A 16,251-nucleotide genomic window follows, 5' to 3' on the forward strand; every position below is an offset into this window, starting at 1 on the left:
CGGACGGGGCGCGGGGGTGGCTGGAACGAGTCGCCGCCCCTCTCATCCTGCTTTCACCGACGCCTCATACGGTGGGGGTATGACGCAGGTGACTCCTCCCGGGTGGTATCCCGACCCCGGGCAGACGAATGAGGGGCCGCCCACCGAGCGCTGGTGGGACGGCAAGGCATGGACGGACCAGGTCCGTCCCGCGGGGTCGGGTGCCGCGTGGGGTGCCCCGGCGCCGTCCCCGGCGGACCCGGCTGGCTCCGCCGCGCCCGGCTATCCGGCGCCGCCGGGCTATCCCGCACAGCCGGGCGCTCCCGCACAGCCGGGCTATCCGGGGCAGCCGGGGATGCCCGCCTACCCGGGCTTCGGTGGCCACCCCGGTTACCCGGGGCAGCCTCCGGCCACCGGCCGGCGCGGGCTGCGCACCGGGATAGCCGTCGCGGTCGCGGTCGCGGTGCTGGCGAGCATAGGCGTCGGCGTGTGGGCGCTGACCAAGGACGACGGCGGCGGTGGCGACCGGGCCGGGGCGTCGCAGGGGCAGTCCGGCGGCCCCTTCGGCGGGCCGGGCGGCGACGACGGGGACGGGGACGGCGGTCCGGACGGCGACGGCGGCAGCGGCGGCTCGGGCGGCGACGGCGGCGACACCCCGGGCCCCGGTGACTCGCGGCCGCCGGAGGTCGAGGGCGGCGGCACCGTGTCCGACCCGATCAACGGCATCAGCCTGAAGGTGCCGGAGGGCTGGACCGGCCAGCAGGCCACGGTGGGCGCGCAGATGTCGTCGGACACCACCTACAAGTGTCCCGGCGACACCTCCAAGACCTGCACGAAGGGCGGCGCGTACTCGGCGCCCGCGGTCGCGCTGGGCAGCGAGGGCACCACCCCCGAGGAGGTCGCGAAGGCGGACATCGCCAAGAACGCGAAGGAGTCCTACGGCGGTGACTCCTACGGCGCGATCACCTCGCACGAGGTGCTGGCGTCGGAGGCGGTGACGGTGGCCGGGCAGAAGGGCTACCAGGTCCGCTGGAAGGCGGTGACTAGCAAGGGCTCCGACGGCTACGTCATGTCGCTGGCGTTCCCCTCGCCGGGCAACCCGAAGCAGCTGGTCGTGGTCCGCTGCGGGCTCGACACCGACCAGAAGGTGTCGCTGCTCGACGAGATCACCCGGAGCATCAAGGAGTCGGCGCTCGGCGGCGGGACCGGCCAGGACGTCTGAGCCGTCCCCCTACCCGACCGGCCGGGTGGGGCGCCCCTCCGCTCGGGGAGCGCCCCGCCCGGCCGGAGGGGTGCGCGCCGCCCCCGTCCCCACGGTGCGGCGCGGTCGGGCCGCCGTCCGGTCATCCCGTGGGCGGCGGCCCGGGCATCAGGTGAGGCCGAGTGCCGGAAGCACGGCGGCCTCCACGAAGCGCAGCAGGTAGTCCGGGTCGGGCTCGTCGCCCTCCAGCAGCGGGCGCACCCGCAGCACACCGAACAGCTGCGCCGGTACGTACTCCAGCGCGGGATGGTCCGCGGCGACCTCGCCGCGCGCGACACCGCGCTGGAGGATCTCCGCGAGGGAGCCGATCTCGGGTTCCACCAGCGCCTCGCGCAGCGCGCTCGCCAGCTCCCGGTCCGCCATGACGGCGTGCCCGAGGGCCTGGAGCAACCGGCTGTCCTTGTGGGACCAGCCCTCCGCGGCCCGCGCGACCGCGCGCAGGTCCCCGGCGAGGGAGCCGGTGTCGATCCCGGCGAACCGGACCCGGCGCCGGGAGCGCAGGGCCGCCGCGACGAACTGCGGCTTGGTCTTCCACTGCCGGTAGAGCGTGGACTTGCTGCACCGGGTGCTGACGGCGATGCCCTCCATGCTGACGGCGTCGTAGCCGCAGGCGCGGATCTGTTCCAGGACGGCGTCGAAGAACTCCTGCTCACGCTCGGGCGTCAGCTTGGAGCGGCGCGGGGCGCCGACCGGTTCCGGTCGGTCCGCGGCCTGGGACGACGTCATCGGCTCAGCTCCTGACTAGAGGGGCCCTGACGGAGAGGGGCGGTCAGCGGGGCCCGGGGTTCCAGTGTGGCGTACGTCTATCGATACGCGAGTGTACCGGTACCGGACCGTATCGGTACACTCGCGTTTCGGTACGGAGACGTATCGATGACCGACGTGACCGTCCCCGCGCCCGCCGGGGCCGGTCGGCACCACCGCCAGTGAAGGGGCCGGGGATGACTGCGAGGACCGCGCGGCCACCGCTGCTGAGGGAGTCGCTGCTGGTGGCGGGGCTCTTCCTGGCCTACAAGCTGGGCCGGACGCTGGTGGCGGACCACACCGCGGAGGCGTTCCGCAACGCCCGTCACCTGTGGCACCTGGAGCGCGCGGCGCGGCTGCCCGGCGAGGGCGGGGTGCAGGCGCTGCTGCTGCACGGCGACGGTCTGGTCCAGCTGGCGAACACCTACTACGCCACCGTGCACTTCCCGGTCACCGCCGCCTTCCTGGTCTGGCTGTACCTGCGCCGCCCCACGCACTACGTGTGGGCCCGCCGGGTGCTCGCCACGGTCACCGCCGCCGCCCTCGTCGTCCACCTGGCGTTCCCGCTCGCGCCGCCGCGGATGCTGTCGCTGACGGGTCTCGTGGACACCGCGCGGGTCTTCGGCCCCTCGGTGTACGGGCCGCCGGAGAGCGACCGGTTGTCGAACCAGTTCGCGGCGATGCCGTCGCTGCACTTCGGCTGGGCGGTGATGGTGGCGGTCGGGCTGATCGTCGCGACCCGGACGCGGTGGCGCTGGCTGTGGCTGCTGCACCCCGTGCTCACCCTGCTGGTGATCGTCGGCACGGCGAACCACTACTGGCTGGACGCGCTGGTGGCGGCCGTCCTGCTCGGCATCGCCCTGCTCGTGGTGCACGCGCCGCACCGGGCGGCCCACACCGGGCCCCGCGCCGGCGGGACGCTGGCGCGGGCCGAGGCGGGCGGGCTCGTCGGGGCGGTCAGGTGAGCGCCGCGCTGGCCGCCGTCCTGCTGTCCCTGCTGTCGGCGCTCGCCTACGCGGCGGCGGCCGTCGCGCAGGAGCGGCTGGCCTCCCGGTCGGCGGGCGCCGGGCTGCCGGGGCTGCTGGGCGCGCGGGCGTGGTGGGGGTCGGTGCTGCTGAACGCCGCCGGCGCGCTGCTGCACGTGGTGGCGCTGCGGTACGGCCCGCTGACCGTGGTGCAGCCGCTCGGCGCGCTCACCCTGGTGGCGGCGGTGCCGCTGGGCGCCCGGATCGCGGGGCGCCGGGTGAGCGCGGTGGAGTGGCGGGGCACCGGTCTGACCCTGCTGGGTCTGGGCGCGCTGCTGCTCACCGCGTCCGGGCCCGCGCCCGACGACGTGCTGAGCGTGCCGGAGGCGCTCGGGGTCGCGGCGGCGACGACGGCGCTGGTCGGCGCGTTCGCCTGGCCGGGCGCCCGCCCCGGGCTGCGGCACGCCACCGCCTCGGGCGTGGCCTCCGGGGTGGCCTCGGCGCTCACCCAGACGGTGACGGTGGCGGCGACCGACCGCTCGGGGCCGGTGCTGGGCGGTCAGGTCGTGGGCGTGGCGCTGCTGGTGGCGGCGTTCGCCACGGCCGGGCTGCTGCTGGCGCAGACCGCCTACCGGGGCGGCCTGGGCGCGCCGCTGGCGGTGGTGACCCTGGCCAACCCGGTCGCCGCCGCGGTGATCGGCGTCAGCCTCCTCGGCGAACGCCTGCGCGGCGGCCCCGCGGGCGTCCTGCTCGCCCTGACCGGCGCCGCGCTGGCGTCCTGGGGCGTGGTGCTGCTGTCCCGGGCGACGCCGGAGCCAGGCCGGTCCGCGCCCGCCCAGGTGGTGGCGTCCGGTGGCCCACGGGTGCCGGGACAGCACGGGGCACCGCACCCGGGGGTGGGCGCCACCCGCCCGCCTACCGGGTGATGATCGCCGGGTCGCTCACCCCCGGCCGTCCGTTCTCCACGTGCCCGGCGAAGCGGCGCAGGAAGGCCGGGTCGGCGGCGTGCGTGACGGTGAGGTCGTACCAGCGGCGGCTGGCGGTCAGGTCGACGGTGTGCCGGACGGTGGCGCCGGGGCGGACCGTGAGGGTGCGGGAGCGGCCGTCGTAGGCGTTGGCCAGGGTCAGCCGGGCCGTGCGATCACCGTGGTGGGTGACGGTCAGCTCGATGTCGTCGCCGCGGTGGCGGGCGGTCACCTCGGGTCCGGCGGTGCCGCCCGTGCCCCGGAAGGCGCGCAGGAAACCGGCGGGGCCGTGCACGGTCAGGTCGTAGGCGCCGTCGGAGTACGCCGTGTTCCAGGTGTCGGAGAGGGACGCGCCTGCCCCGGTCGTGTACGTCCAGGGGCCGTCCGCGCGGTTGCCGGAGGTGACGTGGAAGGCCGCGCCCGCCTTCGGGCCGGAGGCGAAGGTGAGGGTGTAGCGGCCGGTCGCCGGGTCCGCGGAGCCGTCCACGCGCGGGACGTACCGCAGCGGCCGGGCGCGGCGCGCACCGGGCTCCTGGACGGGCATCGCCGGGTCGGCGGGCGGGGCCGGGCGGTAGTCGGGGTGGCGGTCGCGGTCCTGCGGCGCGTAGCCCTCGGTGTCCGGCAGGGCGGCCGGGCGGGAGTCGGCGCGGGAGAAGTCGAAGGCGGAGGTCAGGTCGCCGCACACGGCCCGGCGCCAGGGCGAGATCTGCGGTTCGCGCACCCCGAAGCGGGCCTCCATGAACCGGATCAGCGAGGTGTGGTCGAAGGTCTCCGAGCAGACGTAGCCGCCCTTGCTCCACGGCGAGACCACCAGCGTCGGGACGCGCGGTCCCAGCCCGTAGGGCCCGGCGACGTGGCGGTCGCTGCCCGGGAAGACGTCCAGGGAGGCGTCCGCGGTGGACTTGCCGCGCGCGGCGGAGGTCGGCGGGAGCGGCGGCACCACGTGGTCGAAGAAGCCGTCGTTCTCGTCGTAGGTGAGGAACAGCGCGGTGCGCGCCCAGACGGCCGGGTCGGCGGTGAGCGCGTCCAGGACCTGGGCGATGTACCAGGCGCCGTAGTTCGACGGCCAGTTGGAGTGCTCGGTGAACGCCTCCGGGGCGACGATCCAGGACACCTTCGGCAGCCGTCCCCCCTTGACGTCCGCCCTGAGCTGGTCGAGGTAGCCGTCGCCGCCCGCGACGTCGGTGCCGGTGCGGGCCTTGTCGTACAGCGGGTCGCCGGGGCGGGCGTCGCGGTACTGGTTGAAGTACAGCAGGGAGTTGTCGCCGTAGTTGCCGCGGTAGGCGTCGGATATCCAGCCCCAGGAGCCGTCGGCGTCCAGGCCGTCCCCGGTGTCCTGGTAGATCTTCCAGGAGATCCCGGCCTCCTCCAGGCGTTCGGGGTACGTCGTCCAGTCGTAGCCGAGTTCGTCGTTGCCGAGGACCGGGCCGCCGCCGCTGCCGTCGTTGCCGGTGTGGCCCGACCACATGTAGTAGCGGTTGGGGTCGGTGCTGCCGATGAACGAGCAGTGGTAGGCGTCGCAGACCGTGAAGGCGTCGGCGAGCGCGTAGTGGAAGGGGATGTCCTCCCGGGTCAGGTACGCCATCGTGACGGGGCCCTTGGCGGGCACCCAGCGGTCGTACTTGCCGCCGTGGTAGGCCTGCTGGCCGTCGGGCCAGGAGTGCGGCAGCCCCTGCAGGAACCGCATCCCGAGGTCGTCGGCACCGGGGCGGAACGGCAGCACGTCCCTCGTGCCGTCGGACTGGTGCCAGACCGGCTTGCCGCCGTCCAGGGTGACCGGCCGCGGGTCGCCGAAGCCGCGGACGCCCCTGAGGGTGCCGAAGTAGTGGTCGAAGGACCGGTTCTCCTGCATCAGGACGACGATGTGCTCGACGTCCTCGATGGTGCCCGAGCGGCGGTCGGCCGGGATGGCGGCGGCCCGCTCGATGCTGGCGGACAGCGCGCTGAAGGCGGTGGTGGCCCCGGCGAGCTGGAGGAATCGGCGCCGGTTGACTTCGGGCATGGAGATGCCTCTCGACTGGTGGGACGGGTGTGAGGGGAGTGTGCTCCAACGGCGCCGAACGTCATGGAAGTCCCGGGTGGCCCGGGGGTGAAGGTCGTGGGTACGGCGGGCGCGGGGTCCGCGGCGGTCGTCTCACCTCCGGCGGGGGAGGAAGGTCGCCGTCAACACGCTGGGGACTCCCCCGGGCCGACCGAGGCGCCGTCGGCGACCTGAACGCCGACGGTGCCTGGTCAGGTCTCGGGGGTGGGGACCACGCGCAGGTGGCTCGTCGCGCGCCGGGCGCGGGTCCGCTGGTGGGGCGGTGCGGCGGCCGGGCGGCGGGGCTCGCGCAGGACCATCGTCAGACGCGAGTAGCCCATGTCCTCCAGGGCCCGGGGGGTCTCGCACACGATCCGGCAGTCGGTGGCGCCCCAGCGCGGATCGGGGTGCAGCAGCGGACGCACCGCGCCGTCGTGCTCGACGCCCGCCGCGCCGACCGCGCGGATCCAGTGCGGCAGGCCCTGCCGGTAGGCCGCCTCCATGATCGGGTCCTGGGCGATGTCCCGGCGGATCGACTGGAGTTGGACGTCATGGGCGTGCCGTTCCACCGCGGTGGCGAAGTCCGCGAGCATCGGCAGGCACCAGCGGGCCTCGTGCTCGCCGAGGACCGTGCCCGCGTCCGGGTGGAACAGCGTGAACCGCAGGAAGTTGTCGTCCGGCATGGCCGTGGGGTGCGGCCCCATCGCGGCGAAGAGTGTCCGGAAGGCGCCGTTGGTGAGGACCACGTCCCAGCGGTGGTCCACGACGAGGGAGGGGAAGGGGACGGCCTCCAGGAAGGCTGCGTAGTCCCGGAGATACGCCTCGGCCACCGGGTTCTCGGGGGCGGGCCGCGGCGCCGACCGCTGCCCACCTGCCTGATATGCCATCGGGAGGTCACCCCTTATGCCTCTGCGGCCTTTCACGCGGCGCCTTGATCCTGGTGCCCCCGAGCGAGGCGTGTCAACTATCGTGGCATTTCGTGCTGGTTGACGGCTGAAATTGGCCACAGTTGTGGCGAGACCTGGATGTGAGTTCGAGCAACGGGCTACTCTCCGGGAAGTTCACGGCAACTGTCTGCGAGAAGCCTGTGAGAGACGTAGGAGACCTGTCGGTGGGGACGGATGGCTACGAGGTTCCGGGCGCCACGGTGACGGCCGCGCTTCCGGCCGTCGTCTCCCGTGTCACCGCGCTCGCCGACCGGCTCGGCGTGCCGCACGCGGAGGTCTTCGACATCGACCGGCTCTCCGTCGCCTGCGGGGTGCCGGAGTCCGTGGTCGGGGAGCTGCTCGGCGGTCGACCGGCGGGCGAGCCGGACGTGCAGGCCCGCTTCCTGCAACGCCTGGACCTGCTGCGCCGCACCCGGCTGAAGCCGAACGGCCGCAAGTACACCCAGCAGGAGATCGCGGACGGCGCGGGCATGTCCCGGCAGCAGGCGGGCGCGCTGATCAACGGCGACCGACGGCCCACGATGGAGCACTGTGACGCCATCCAGCGCTTCTTCCGCGTGCACGCCGGGTTCCTCACGGCCGAGGACCCGGAGGCCCTGGCGGGCGCGTTGCAGCGGACCGAGCAGGAGTTGCTCCAGCAGCTCGCCGACCGTGAGCGGCGGGCCGCGGCGGCGGAGGCCGGGGACCCGTTGGAGCGGCTCCTCCAGGACCACGGCGTGCGCGGGATCGCCTGGCGGGCGGCGCAGCTGCCCACCGACCAGCACCGCGACAAGGTCGCGGAGTGGCTGGACATGCTCCTGGAGAGCGTGCAGCGGCCCGAGTCGTGAGCCGGGGGAGATTCCGTGGGGATCGGTAGGGAGATGCGGCGCCTGTGCGGTGAGCTGCTCGCCGAGCTGTCGCTGCCCGTGCCCGCCCAGCCCGCCGACCTGTACGCCGCGCTGTGCGCGGCGATGAGCCGACGCCGGGGCCGCCCCGTCGTCTTCCGTACGGCGGCCTTCCCGCCCGGCACCGCCAGCGGGCTGTGGCTCGACATGGCCGAGCAGGACCTCGTCGTCGTCGAGGAGCGCACCGCGCCGGACCACCAGTTGGTCATCCTCGGGCATGAGCTGTGGCACATGACGGCCGGGCACCGCCACCACCACGTCGACGGCGCCGCGGTGGCCGCCCGGCTGCTGGACGACGGGGCCGACCTCCGCGCCACCGTCCTGCGGGCCGCCGCCCGCACCCGCTTCGACCTCGCCGACGAGAAGGACGCCGAGAGCTTCGGCCTCCTCCTCGCCAGCAAGTGCCGCGCCTTGCTGGCGGGTTCCCCGACCCGCGGCCCCCTCCAGCGCGACGACCTGGCGGGACGCATCGAGACGTCTCTCGGATACCTGGGCGCCTGAGGGCCGTCGCCGGGGTTCCGCCTCCGCTAAGCGGGCGAACGAGGGCGGACCGCGGCCGGATTGTCAGTGGCGGGCGGCAAGCTGGAGGCGCGCCACCGCCGTGCGGGGGCGCGCGACCGACGACCTCGACGCGGGGAGAGCCGACCGATGCCGACCGCCGTACTGACCGACCGTGAGCGCACCGCCGTGCAGGCGTACCTGCGCCTGCTGCACACCGTGCGGGCCGCCTTCGACACCGGCCCCGGCGCGCCCCGTCCCGCCGTCGTCCCGCCGTCGGTGCTCGCGGAGGCGGAACGCGCGCTCGCGGCGGCCGGGCTCACGGGCAACGAGGAGCGGTTCTTCCGGCTGCTGCGCAGCTGGTGTCCGGAGCCCTGAGGGGCCGCTCAGCCGTACGGGACCGCGACCGCCGTCGCCGCCAGGCCGCGCTGGATGGTCCAGCGGCCCTCGAAGCGGGCGAGGCGGCGGTCGGCCACCAGCGGCCCGGGGACGAGGAGTTCGGCCCGGAGGGTGCCGCCGAGCGGCCGCTCGGCGGTGACGCGGAGGTCGATGTCGGCCTCGGTGAACTCCAGCCACTGCCCGGTGAGCGGGAACCACGCCTTGTAGACGGACTCCTTGGCGCTGAACAGCAGCCGGTCCCAGTGCGCCGCGGGGTGCGTCCGCCACAGCTCGTCCAGGCGCCGCCGCTCCGACGGCAGGGCCACCGCCTCCAGCACCCCGTCGGGCAGCGGCCCGTGCGGTTCGGCGTCGATGCCGAGGGAGGCCAGGTCGGCGGCGCGGACCAGGGCGGCGGCGCAGTAGCCGTCGCAGTGGGTCATGCTGCCGGTCAGCCCGGCGGGCCAGCGCGGCGCCCCCCGCTCGCCGGGCAGCACGGGCTGCGCGGGCACCCCGAGCTTCTCCATGGCGCGGCGCGCGCAGCCGCGTACGGTGGCGAACTCGCGGCGCCGTTTGGCGACCGCCTGTGCCACCAGCGCCGCCTCCTCGGGGTACAGGGGCGGCGGTTCGGTGCCGTCGGCGCCGTACGCCTCCACGGCGACGACCGTGGCGGGCAGCAGTTCCTCGATCACCGGGCCGCGACCTCCCCCGGCAGGATGCGGCGCAGCTGGCCGGGCGGGCGGTCGCGGCGGCGCCATTCGCGGGGGTAGCCCACCGAGACCTCCTCGAAGCGGACGCCGTCGTGGTGGGTGGTGCGCGGGATGTGCAGATGGCCGTAGACCATGGTGCGGACGCGGAAGCGGCGGTGCCAGTCGGCGGTGAGCCGGGTGCCGCACCACATGGCGAACTCGGGGTACCAGAGCACCTCGGTCGGGTGCCGGTCCAGCGGGTAGTGGTTGACGAGGACGGTGGGCAGGTTGCCGGGGAGCGCGGCGAGCCGCCGTTCGGTGAGGGCGACGCGGGCCCGGCACCACGCCTCCCGGGTCGGGTAGGGGTCGGGGTGCAGCAGGTACTCGTCGTTGCAGACCACGCCGGTCGAGTGGGCGTACTCCAGGCCCTCCTCCTTGGTGGCGCACCCGGCCGGGAGGAAGGAGTAGTCGTACAGCAGGAACAGCGGCGCGACGGCGACCGGTCCCTCCGGGCCCTCCCAGACCGGGTAGGGGTCCTCGGGCGTGAGGACGCCGAGTTCGCGGCAGACCTCCACGAGGTGCTCGTAGCGGGCGGCGCCGCGCAGGGTGACGGGGTCGCTGGGGTGGGTCCACAGTTCGTGGTTGCCGGGCGCCCAGACCACCTTGCGGAAGCGGCCCGCGAGGGTTTCCAGCGCCCAGCGGACGGCGGAGACGGTCTCCGCGACATCCCCGGCGACGAGCAGCCAGTCCTCGTCCGACTCGGGGCGCATCGCCTCGACCAGGGCGCGGTTCTCCGCGTACCCGATGTGCAGGTCACTGATGGCCAGCAGCTGCCCGGCACCACCGGCCGTCGACGTCACCTGTCGCCCCCTCACGATCACATGGACCCGACCACGACAGCACACGCGCCCCGTTCCGGGCAAGGGCACCCGCGGGCCGGACCCGCCGCGCGATCCGTAACACGCGCGTTGCACGCGGGGCCGCCGCGAAGCCGTATGATCGCCCCGACACCAACGCTCCCAACCTCCCTTTTCCGAGGGCGGCTTTGGCGTCCCTCCCTCTATCCTGGCCGGGCACGGCCCGCTCCGCCGTGCCCGCGAACCGTGAAAGGCGGCCTGCATGGTCTCTCGCGTACGCGTCTGGCTCAACCGCACGTACGCGGAGAACGTGTTCTTCATGGATCAGCTGCGCCGAAATCCCAGCGACCGCGCGGTGGAGGTCCATGCCACCCACGGTGATCCCGACTCCCCCGTGCTGGCCGCCGCCGACACCGCCGAGCTGGAGCCGGAGGGCCTGTCCGCGGCCGGGTACGTCGAGTACGCGCTCGACCAGTGCGCCCGGCGCGGCATCGACGTGTTCGTGCCGCGGCTGCACCAGGCGGCGGTGGTGGCGCACCGCGCGGAGTTCGAGGCGGTCGGTACGGCGCTGCTGGCGCCGCCGCCCGAGGCCGTGGCCGTCTTCCAGGACAAGGTGGTCGCCTACGAGGCCGTGCAGGCGATCGGTGTGCCGGTCCCGCCCTGGTGGCGGGTCCGCTCGGCCGACGAGCTGACGGCCGCCGTGGAGGAGTTGGAGGCGGGCGGGCACAAGGCGTGCTTCAAACCGGCGTCCGGGGCGGGCGGGGTGGGCTTCCGCGTGATCACCCGCGCCCCCTTCTCGCTCGTGCACCTCAACGGCTTCCCCACCCCCTACGTGCCGCTCGACCTCGTGCTCGGCGCCCTGCGGGAGGCGGACGAGCCGGTGGACTGGCTGGTGATGCCGCGCCTTGAGCAGCCGGAGGTGTCGGTGGACTGTCTGACCGGCCCCGACAACCGGATCCGGCTGGCCGTGGGCCGCACCAAGAACGGCCGCCGCCGCGGCTTCACCCTCAGCGAGCAGTGGCTGGAGCCCGCCCGGCGGATCGCCGAGGGCTTCGGACTGCGCTACCTGTCCAACATCCAGTTCCGGATGTTCGGCGACCGGCCCGTCCTGATGGACGTCAACACCCGCCCCGCGGGCGGCCTCCACCAGCTCTCCCTGTGCGGCGTCAACGCTCCCTGGGCGGCCGTGCGGCTGGCGCTCGGTGACGATCCCGGGGAGATCGCGCCGCCGTTCCTCGGGCAGGACTACACGGTCGTGTCGGGTCCCCGCCCCCTGCGCGCGGTGTCGCTGCCGCAGCAGCGGACGGAGGAGCCCGAGCCCGAGCCCGCGCGGGCGCCCGCGCCGACGCGGGTGCGGTCCGACGCGCCGGGGGCGGCGCAGGCGCTGCCGCTGTAGCTACCCGGACACCAGCAGCTCCGTCCAGTCCCGGGCCACCCGGGTGAGGGAGAACCGCTCCCGCACCTGGGTGCGGGCCAGCTGGCCCGTGTCGCGCCAGGTCCGCTCGTCCAGTGCGGCGACGGACCCGGCGATCGCGTCCGGGTCCTGGTGGATCCAGCGGCGGTCGTAGATCTCGTCGGCGCCGGGCCAGGGCAGCAGCGCGGGCACGGCGGCGGAGGCCATGCCCTCGGCCGGGGCCAGGTGGAAGCTCTCGTCGTCGCTGGTGGACAGCGTGTGCCCGACGCGGCGCAGCCATCCGGCGACGTCCGTGCCGTAGGCGTCGAAGACCACCGCGCCCTCCAGGAGCGGTGAGGTCTGCATACGGCGCAGGACGGTGTCGTAGTGGGCGCGTTCCTCGGGCTTGTTCCAGATCCACCAGTACTCCCACGGCGGCTTGGACTTGACCGAGAGGTGCCAGCGGCGGTCGTGGGCGCGCAGCGCTTCGAGGACGTCGAGGCCGAGGTCGAGGCGTTTGCGGCTGGGGGCGACGCCGATCATGCCGAGGCGGAAGCGGGCGCCGGGCGCCTTGGGGCGGTCGAACTGGTCGGTGTCGACCCAGTTGGGGATGACGGTGACCTTGGACTCCGGCCAGCCGGTGTGCTCCAGGGTGCGGCGGGCGTAGTAGGTGCTGACGCAGATCACCTGGTCGACGGCGTCGATGTCGACCTGCCGGGGCCACTGGGCGTCGAGTTCGAAGCGGTGCAGGCGGATGACCAGGCGGCTGCCCGGCCGCTTGTGGCGGCTGTACCAGACGGCGGCGGGGCCGCACCACTCCACGACCACGACATCGGCCCAGTCGGCGAGTTCGCGGCTCTCGGCGGGGTCGTGGCGGGCGAGCGCCGCCCAGGCGTCCACGCGTACCTCGATCCCGGGCAGGGCGCGGAAGTGGTCCAGGAGCCGGGTGAGGAACTTCAGGTCGTGGCCCGCGACGCCGATCCGCAGGGGGCGTGGGCGGCCGGTGACGGCGGCCGGGGCGGCGGGGAACGCCTGGTCGAGCTGGGCGCGCCAGCGGTCGGCGGCGACCTGGAGGGTGTGGCGTGCGGCGGCGTCCCGGCAGCGGTCGGCGGCGAGCCGCCGGGCCTCGGGCTCGCGTACGGCCCGTGCGACCGCCGCCACCGCGTCGTCGATCCCGGCGCGGCCGGGCACGTACAACGGGTAGTCGGCGCCGAGGAGGGCCTCGTGCGCGGGGGTGCGGTTGAGGATCACGGGCAGTCCGAGGGCGCCGAACTCCAGCACCTTGGTGGACAGTTCGAGGCTGGCGTCGAGCGCGGGCTCCCGCCAGCCGAGGCCGAGGTCGCAGTCGGCGGCCAGCCGCATGGCCTCCTCGCGGGGCTGTCCGCCGTGGTGCAGGACGCCCGGGGTGGCGGCCAGCGCGCGGGCCATGGCGGGCTGGAAGCCGGGGTGCGCGGGGTCGTCGTGGATCTTGTCGCCGACGGTGTGCAGTTCGGCCCTGACGCCGTGTTCGGCGAGGAGTGCGGGCAGCCGGGTCATCGGCAGGGTGTTCCACAGCGGGGCGAACTTGCCGGTGTAGACGAGCCGGAACGGGTCGTGCGGGCGGTCGCCCTCGGGCACGTCGAACTCCGGCTCGGGGACGGCGGGCGGGCTGAGCAGACACGTGCCGACGGCCTCGGGGACCCAGGTCTCCAGCAGGCCGCGCAGTTCCTCGGTCTGGCAGAGCAGGCGCTGGCAGGACGCGGCGATCCGGGTGAGGTCGGCGCGGGCCTCCTCGGTCATCTCGGCGGCCGACTGCGGGATGTCGGTGAGGTAGGCCCAGATCCGGCCGTGGAAGTGCCCGTCCGCGACGACCCGGGTGACCAGCCGCCGTCCGCGCAGCACGAGCAGGTCGCAGGGGTCGTCCTCGTCGAGCCGGGCGAGCAGCTGCGACGCCTGTGCGGGGGACAGCGGGTGGTCGCCCTGGCCGGGCAGCAGCCGTTCCTCGGCGGGGCGGACGACGGTGACGCCGGGCAGTCCGGCGAGCGGGTCGACCAGCCGCCCGGTGCGGACCGGGGCCTTGAGGACGAGGCGGGTCCGGCAGCCCGCGCGGGACAGCGCCTGCACCGTCGACTGGGCCCAGACGGCGGAGCCGTCGATGAGGTTGAGGTCGACGTCGCCGTAGACGAGCGCGTTCGGTGTGCTGCTCATGCCGGCTCCTTTCCGCACCAGGCGAACAGGCGGTACCCCTGCCGTGCCCAGGTCTCGGGCGGCCCGCCGGACGCCAGCAGCGACCGGCGCGCCAGCAGGGGGCGCACTTCGGGGACGTACAGGTAGTCGTCGGCGGTGGGAGTGTCGCCGACCGCGTCGGCGCCGGAGAACTCCAGGGCGCACAACAGGTCGAGCAGCAGGGTGTCCGGGCGGTCCTCGGTGAGGTCCGTCCAGTCGGCCACCCAGGGCGCGGTGGGCTCTCCGGTGCGCACGGGCACCCCGGCGGCGGGGAGTTCGTCGAGTCCGGCGGGGTCGGGTACGACGACCTCGGCGGGCCGGTGCCGCTGGTCGAGCACCTGGGCGGTGAGCCGGGCGACGTCGGCGCGGTCCCGTGGGGCGGCGAGGACGCTGACGCGGCGCTGGTCCAGCGGGTCGGGGGCACCGACGCGGCGGGCGAGCTGCGACAGGCGCACCCGGACGCACTCGGCGCGGAACACCTCCCGCAGCCGCTGTCTGCCGTCCGCCGCCGGGTCGAGGGCGGCCAGCCGGACCCCGGCGTCCGCGTCGAGCACGGCGTCCCAGGCGAACCGGGTGAGGCCGGGGGCCGCCGCGGCCGGTCCGTCCCGCCACAGCACACAGGCGCCGCCGAGCGCCCTGGTCTCGGTGAGCAGTTCGGCCAGCGCCCGGTCGAGGTCGGGGGCGAGGCCGGTGCCGGTGAGCGCCCAGGGGCCGTCGCCGGTGCAGGCGCTGAGCTGCACGACCAGCGCGTCCGGTTCCGTGCGGCGCGCCACCGGCACCCCGTCGTGCGGGAGGGCCCGGTTGACGACGGCGTCCGCCGCGAGGTCGGCGGCGGTGGTGTCGGCGAGGACGCCGACGACGACCATGCGGTCGCGGGGAGTGGAGGTGAAGGCGCGGTGGGCGAGGTGGAGGCGTCCGTCGGAGGCGGGTGCCTCGGGCGTGGGGGCCGCGGGCGCCGCCCCCGTCCGCCCGCGCCAGCGCCCGTACAGTTCCCGCGCTCCCGTACCCGCCGTCCGTTCCCGCCACAGCCCGTACAGCTCACGCGGGAGCCGGGGGGCCGCGCGGCGCGGTGAGCGGGCCACCGAGACCAGGGCCCGGCCGACCCGCAGGGAGGTGGAGCCCTGCAGCATGGCCACGCGGGACTCCAGCAGGGCGACCCGGTCCCGGGCGCCGCGCAGCGCCGCCGCCAGCTGGTCCTTCTCGCGTACGGCGGCGGCGAGCCGCTCGGCGAGGCCGTCCGCGTGGGCGGGGCCCCGGGCGCGCGTGGCGTCCTCGGCGTCGCGTTCCAGGTCGAGGACGCGGGCGCGCAGGGAGCGGGAGACCAGGTCGGCGAGGACGTACTCGTCGGCGATGCGCAGCTCGGTGGCGAAGCCCTCCGTGGGGACGGGCCGCCCGGCCCAGTCGTGCGGCGGCAGGAGGGTGTCGGTGCGGGCGAAGACCGCGCCCGCGTGCAGGTGGACGTAGTCGAGGGGGGCCGCGCGCAGCACCTGGCAGCGGTGGGAGACGAGGGCGTCGAGGAGCCGGTGGTAGGGCAGTTCGGGCCCGCGGTGGCCGAACAGGAGCAGTCCGCGGGCGCCGGGCCGCATCCGGGCGAGGGCGGCGAGGCAGTCGTCCTCGCCGCCGTGCAGGGCGGGCTCGGGGCCGTAGGAGACGAGCACCAGCTCGCCCTCGCCGACGTCCCGGTCACCGCGGTGCAGGGGGACGCCGTCGGGCAGGTGCAGGTAGGGCTCCAGGTCGAGCCCGCCGGTGGTGGCGTCGACGACGGCGGTGACGCCGTCCAGGTGGGGGTGGAGCAGATCGGTCAGGCGCATCAGCGGGTCCTCGTGAAGACGTGGAAGCCGACCTCGTTCTCGCGGAAGCCGTAGGGACGGAAGTGGGTGTGCCGCAGGCCGAGGGGTTCGAGCAGGGCGCGGTAGTCGGCGGTGGGGCGGTGCACGATGTAGTCGCCGCGCCGGCGGCGGGCCGCGGTGTCCTCGTCGGTGAGGACCAGCCGTCCGGTGACCCGCGTCAGGGAGGCGAGGTTGCGCAGCCCCGCCGCCCACTCCCCGTCGTCGAGGACGTGGAAGAGGACGTCGACGCAGAGCACGACGTCGTACGGCCAGGCGCTGCGCCACTCGTCCAGGGCGGCGACGCTCCAGCGCGGGCCGCCGCCCCGGGCGCGGGCGTGCGCGACGGCCTCCTCGCTGGCGTCGAAGGCGTCGACGCGGTGCCCGCAGCGGGCCAGGGCGCGGGCGAAGTGCCCCTTGCCGCAGCCCGCGTCGAGCACGAACAGCGGGGCGGACTCGTCGGCGAGGTCGCCGATCAGCGGCAGCAGGGCGCCGAGCCGCAGCGCGTAGAAGATCTCGTTGCCCGCGCGGTCCAGGCCGATGTGACCGCCGGAGGCGAGGTCGTCGTGGTCGCGGTGGCGGGTGTCCCAGTAGTCGCGGCCGGCCTCGGACATCGCGGTCCCGTGGAGGGTCTCGGACATGG

At 75.0% G+C, this 16,251-nt stretch carries 15 protein-coding genes; 7 read left to right on the forward strand and 8 right to left on the reverse strand.

The features are described 5' to 3' along the window. Window positions 1-79 precede the first annotated feature (79 nt). Window positions 80-1,201, forward strand: coding sequence for a DUF2510 domain-containing protein (locus ABZ659_RS06620; RefSeq protein ID WP_360214165.1), 1,122 nt, complete (start codon window positions 80-82; stop codon window positions 1,199-1,201). A gap of 147 nt (window positions 1,202-1,348) precedes the next feature. Here the strand turns inward: ABZ659_RS06620 and ABZ659_RS06625 are convergent, their stop codons facing one another. Further along, entirely contained in the window at window positions 1,349-1,966 is a 618-nt protein-coding gene (locus tag ABZ659_RS06625; protein WP_360214167.1) for a TetR/AcrR family transcriptional regulator C-terminal ligand-binding domain-containing protein, read from the reverse strand. Between the two features lie 215 nt (window positions 1,967-2,181). Between ABZ659_RS06625 and ABZ659_RS06630 the strand changes: the two genes are divergently transcribed. Both ABZ659_RS06630 and ABZ659_RS06635 read left to right on the forward strand, forming a co-directional pair. Then, window positions 2,182-2,949, forward strand: coding sequence for a phosphatase PAP2 family protein (locus ABZ659_RS06630; RefSeq protein ID WP_360214169.1), 768 nt, complete (start codon window positions 2,182-2,184; stop codon window positions 2,947-2,949). After that, window positions 2,946-3,875 carry a hypothetical protein gene (locus ABZ659_RS06635; RefSeq protein WP_360214171.1) on the forward strand — a complete coding sequence of 310 codons (930 nt, stop codon included), beginning with the start codon at window positions 2,946-2,948 and terminating at the stop codon, window positions 3,873-3,875. Before ABZ659_RS06630 ends, ABZ659_RS06635 begins: the two co-directional genes overlap by 4 nt. Here ABZ659_RS06635 and ABZ659_RS06640 read toward each other — a convergent pair. Both ABZ659_RS06640 and ABZ659_RS06645 read right to left on the reverse strand, forming a co-directional pair. Beyond that, complete coding sequence (locus tag ABZ659_RS06640) at window positions 3,865-5,916, reverse strand: phosphocholine-specific phospholipase C (RefSeq protein ID WP_360214173.1); 2,052 nt, start codon at window positions 5,914-5,916, stop codon at window positions 3,865-3,867. The two genes, ABZ659_RS06635 and ABZ659_RS06640, sit on opposite strands and share 11 nt — an antisense overlap. Window positions 5,917-6,146: 230 nt before the next feature. Then, entirely contained in the window at window positions 6,147-6,821 is a 675-nt protein-coding gene (locus tag ABZ659_RS06645; protein ID WP_360214175.1) for a hypothetical protein, read from the reverse strand. Window positions 6,822-7,039: 218 nt separating this feature from the next. On the opposite strand from ABZ659_RS06645, the gene ABZ659_RS06650 reads away from it, so the two are divergent. From ABZ659_RS06650 to ABZ659_RS06660, 3 genes are all read left to right on the forward strand, one after another. After that, window positions 7,040-7,708, forward strand: a complete 669-nt coding sequence (locus ABZ659_RS06650) for a helix-turn-helix transcriptional regulator (RefSeq protein ID WP_360214474.1) — start codon at window positions 7,040-7,042, stop codon at window positions 7,706-7,708. A gap of 33 nt (window positions 7,709-7,741) precedes the next feature. Then, window positions 7,742-8,266, forward strand: a complete 525-nt coding sequence (locus ABZ659_RS06655) for a toxin-antitoxin system, toxin component (RefSeq protein ID WP_360214476.1) — start codon at window positions 7,742-7,744, stop codon at window positions 8,264-8,266. A 147-nt stretch (window positions 8,267-8,413) separates the two neighbouring features. Further along, on the forward strand, window positions 8,414-8,641 hold the full coding sequence (locus ABZ659_RS06660; protein WP_360214177.1) for a hypothetical protein: 228 nt from the start codon (window positions 8,414-8,416) through the stop codon (window positions 8,639-8,641). Between the two features lie 8 nt (window positions 8,642-8,649). Here ABZ659_RS06660 and ABZ659_RS06665 read toward each other — a convergent pair whose 3' ends face one another. Together ABZ659_RS06665 and ABZ659_RS06670 are read right to left on the reverse strand one after the other, a co-directional pair. Then, window positions 8,650-9,330, reverse strand: a complete 681-nt coding sequence (locus ABZ659_RS06665; protein ID WP_360214179.1) for a 4'-phosphopantetheinyl transferase superfamily protein — start codon at window positions 9,328-9,330, stop codon at window positions 8,650-8,652. Then, a complete protein-coding gene (locus tag ABZ659_RS06670) occupies window positions 9,327-10,187 on the reverse strand; it encodes a metallophosphoesterase (protein WP_360214181.1) in 861 nt (286 codons plus the stop codon). Before ABZ659_RS06670 ends, ABZ659_RS06665 begins: the two co-directional genes overlap by 4 nt. A gap of 259 nt (window positions 10,188-10,446) precedes the next feature. On the opposite strand from ABZ659_RS06670, the gene ABZ659_RS06675 reads away from it, so the two are divergent. Further along, on the forward strand, window positions 10,447-11,580 hold the full coding sequence (locus ABZ659_RS06675; RefSeq protein ID WP_360214183.1) for an ATP-grasp domain-containing protein: 1,134 nt from the start codon (window positions 10,447-10,449) through the stop codon (window positions 11,578-11,580). Here the strand turns inward: ABZ659_RS06675 and ABZ659_RS06680 are convergent, their stop codons facing one another. The 3 genes from ABZ659_RS06680 to ABZ659_RS06690 are packed head-to-tail and all read right to left on the reverse strand — an operon-like array spanning window position 11,581 to window position 16,249. Beyond that, window positions 11,581-13,764 (reverse strand): glycosyltransferase, encoded by a 2,184-nt coding sequence (locus ABZ659_RS06680; protein ID WP_360214185.1) that lies wholly within the window; start codon window positions 13,762-13,764, stop codon window positions 11,581-11,583. After that, window positions 13,761-15,593, reverse strand: a complete 1,833-nt coding sequence (locus ABZ659_RS06685) for a hypothetical protein (protein WP_360214187.1) — start codon at window positions 15,591-15,593, stop codon at window positions 13,761-13,763. The genes ABZ659_RS06680 and ABZ659_RS06685 overlap by 4 nt, the downstream gene beginning before the upstream one ends. Further along, the gene (locus ABZ659_RS06690) at window positions 15,593-16,249 is read right to left on the reverse strand and encodes a methyltransferase domain-containing protein (RefSeq protein ID WP_360214189.1); all 657 of its coding nucleotides are present in this window, start codon (window positions 16,247-16,249) and stop codon (window positions 15,593-15,595) included. Before ABZ659_RS06690 ends, ABZ659_RS06685 begins: the two co-directional genes overlap by 1 nt. Between the last annotated feature and the right edge of the window lie 2 nt (window positions 16,250-16,251).

Source organism: Streptomyces sp. NPDC006997, assembly GCF_040635175.1.
In the GTDB taxonomy this organism is placed as follows: domain Bacteria; phylum Actinomycetota; class Actinomycetes; order Streptomycetales; family Streptomycetaceae; genus Streptomyces.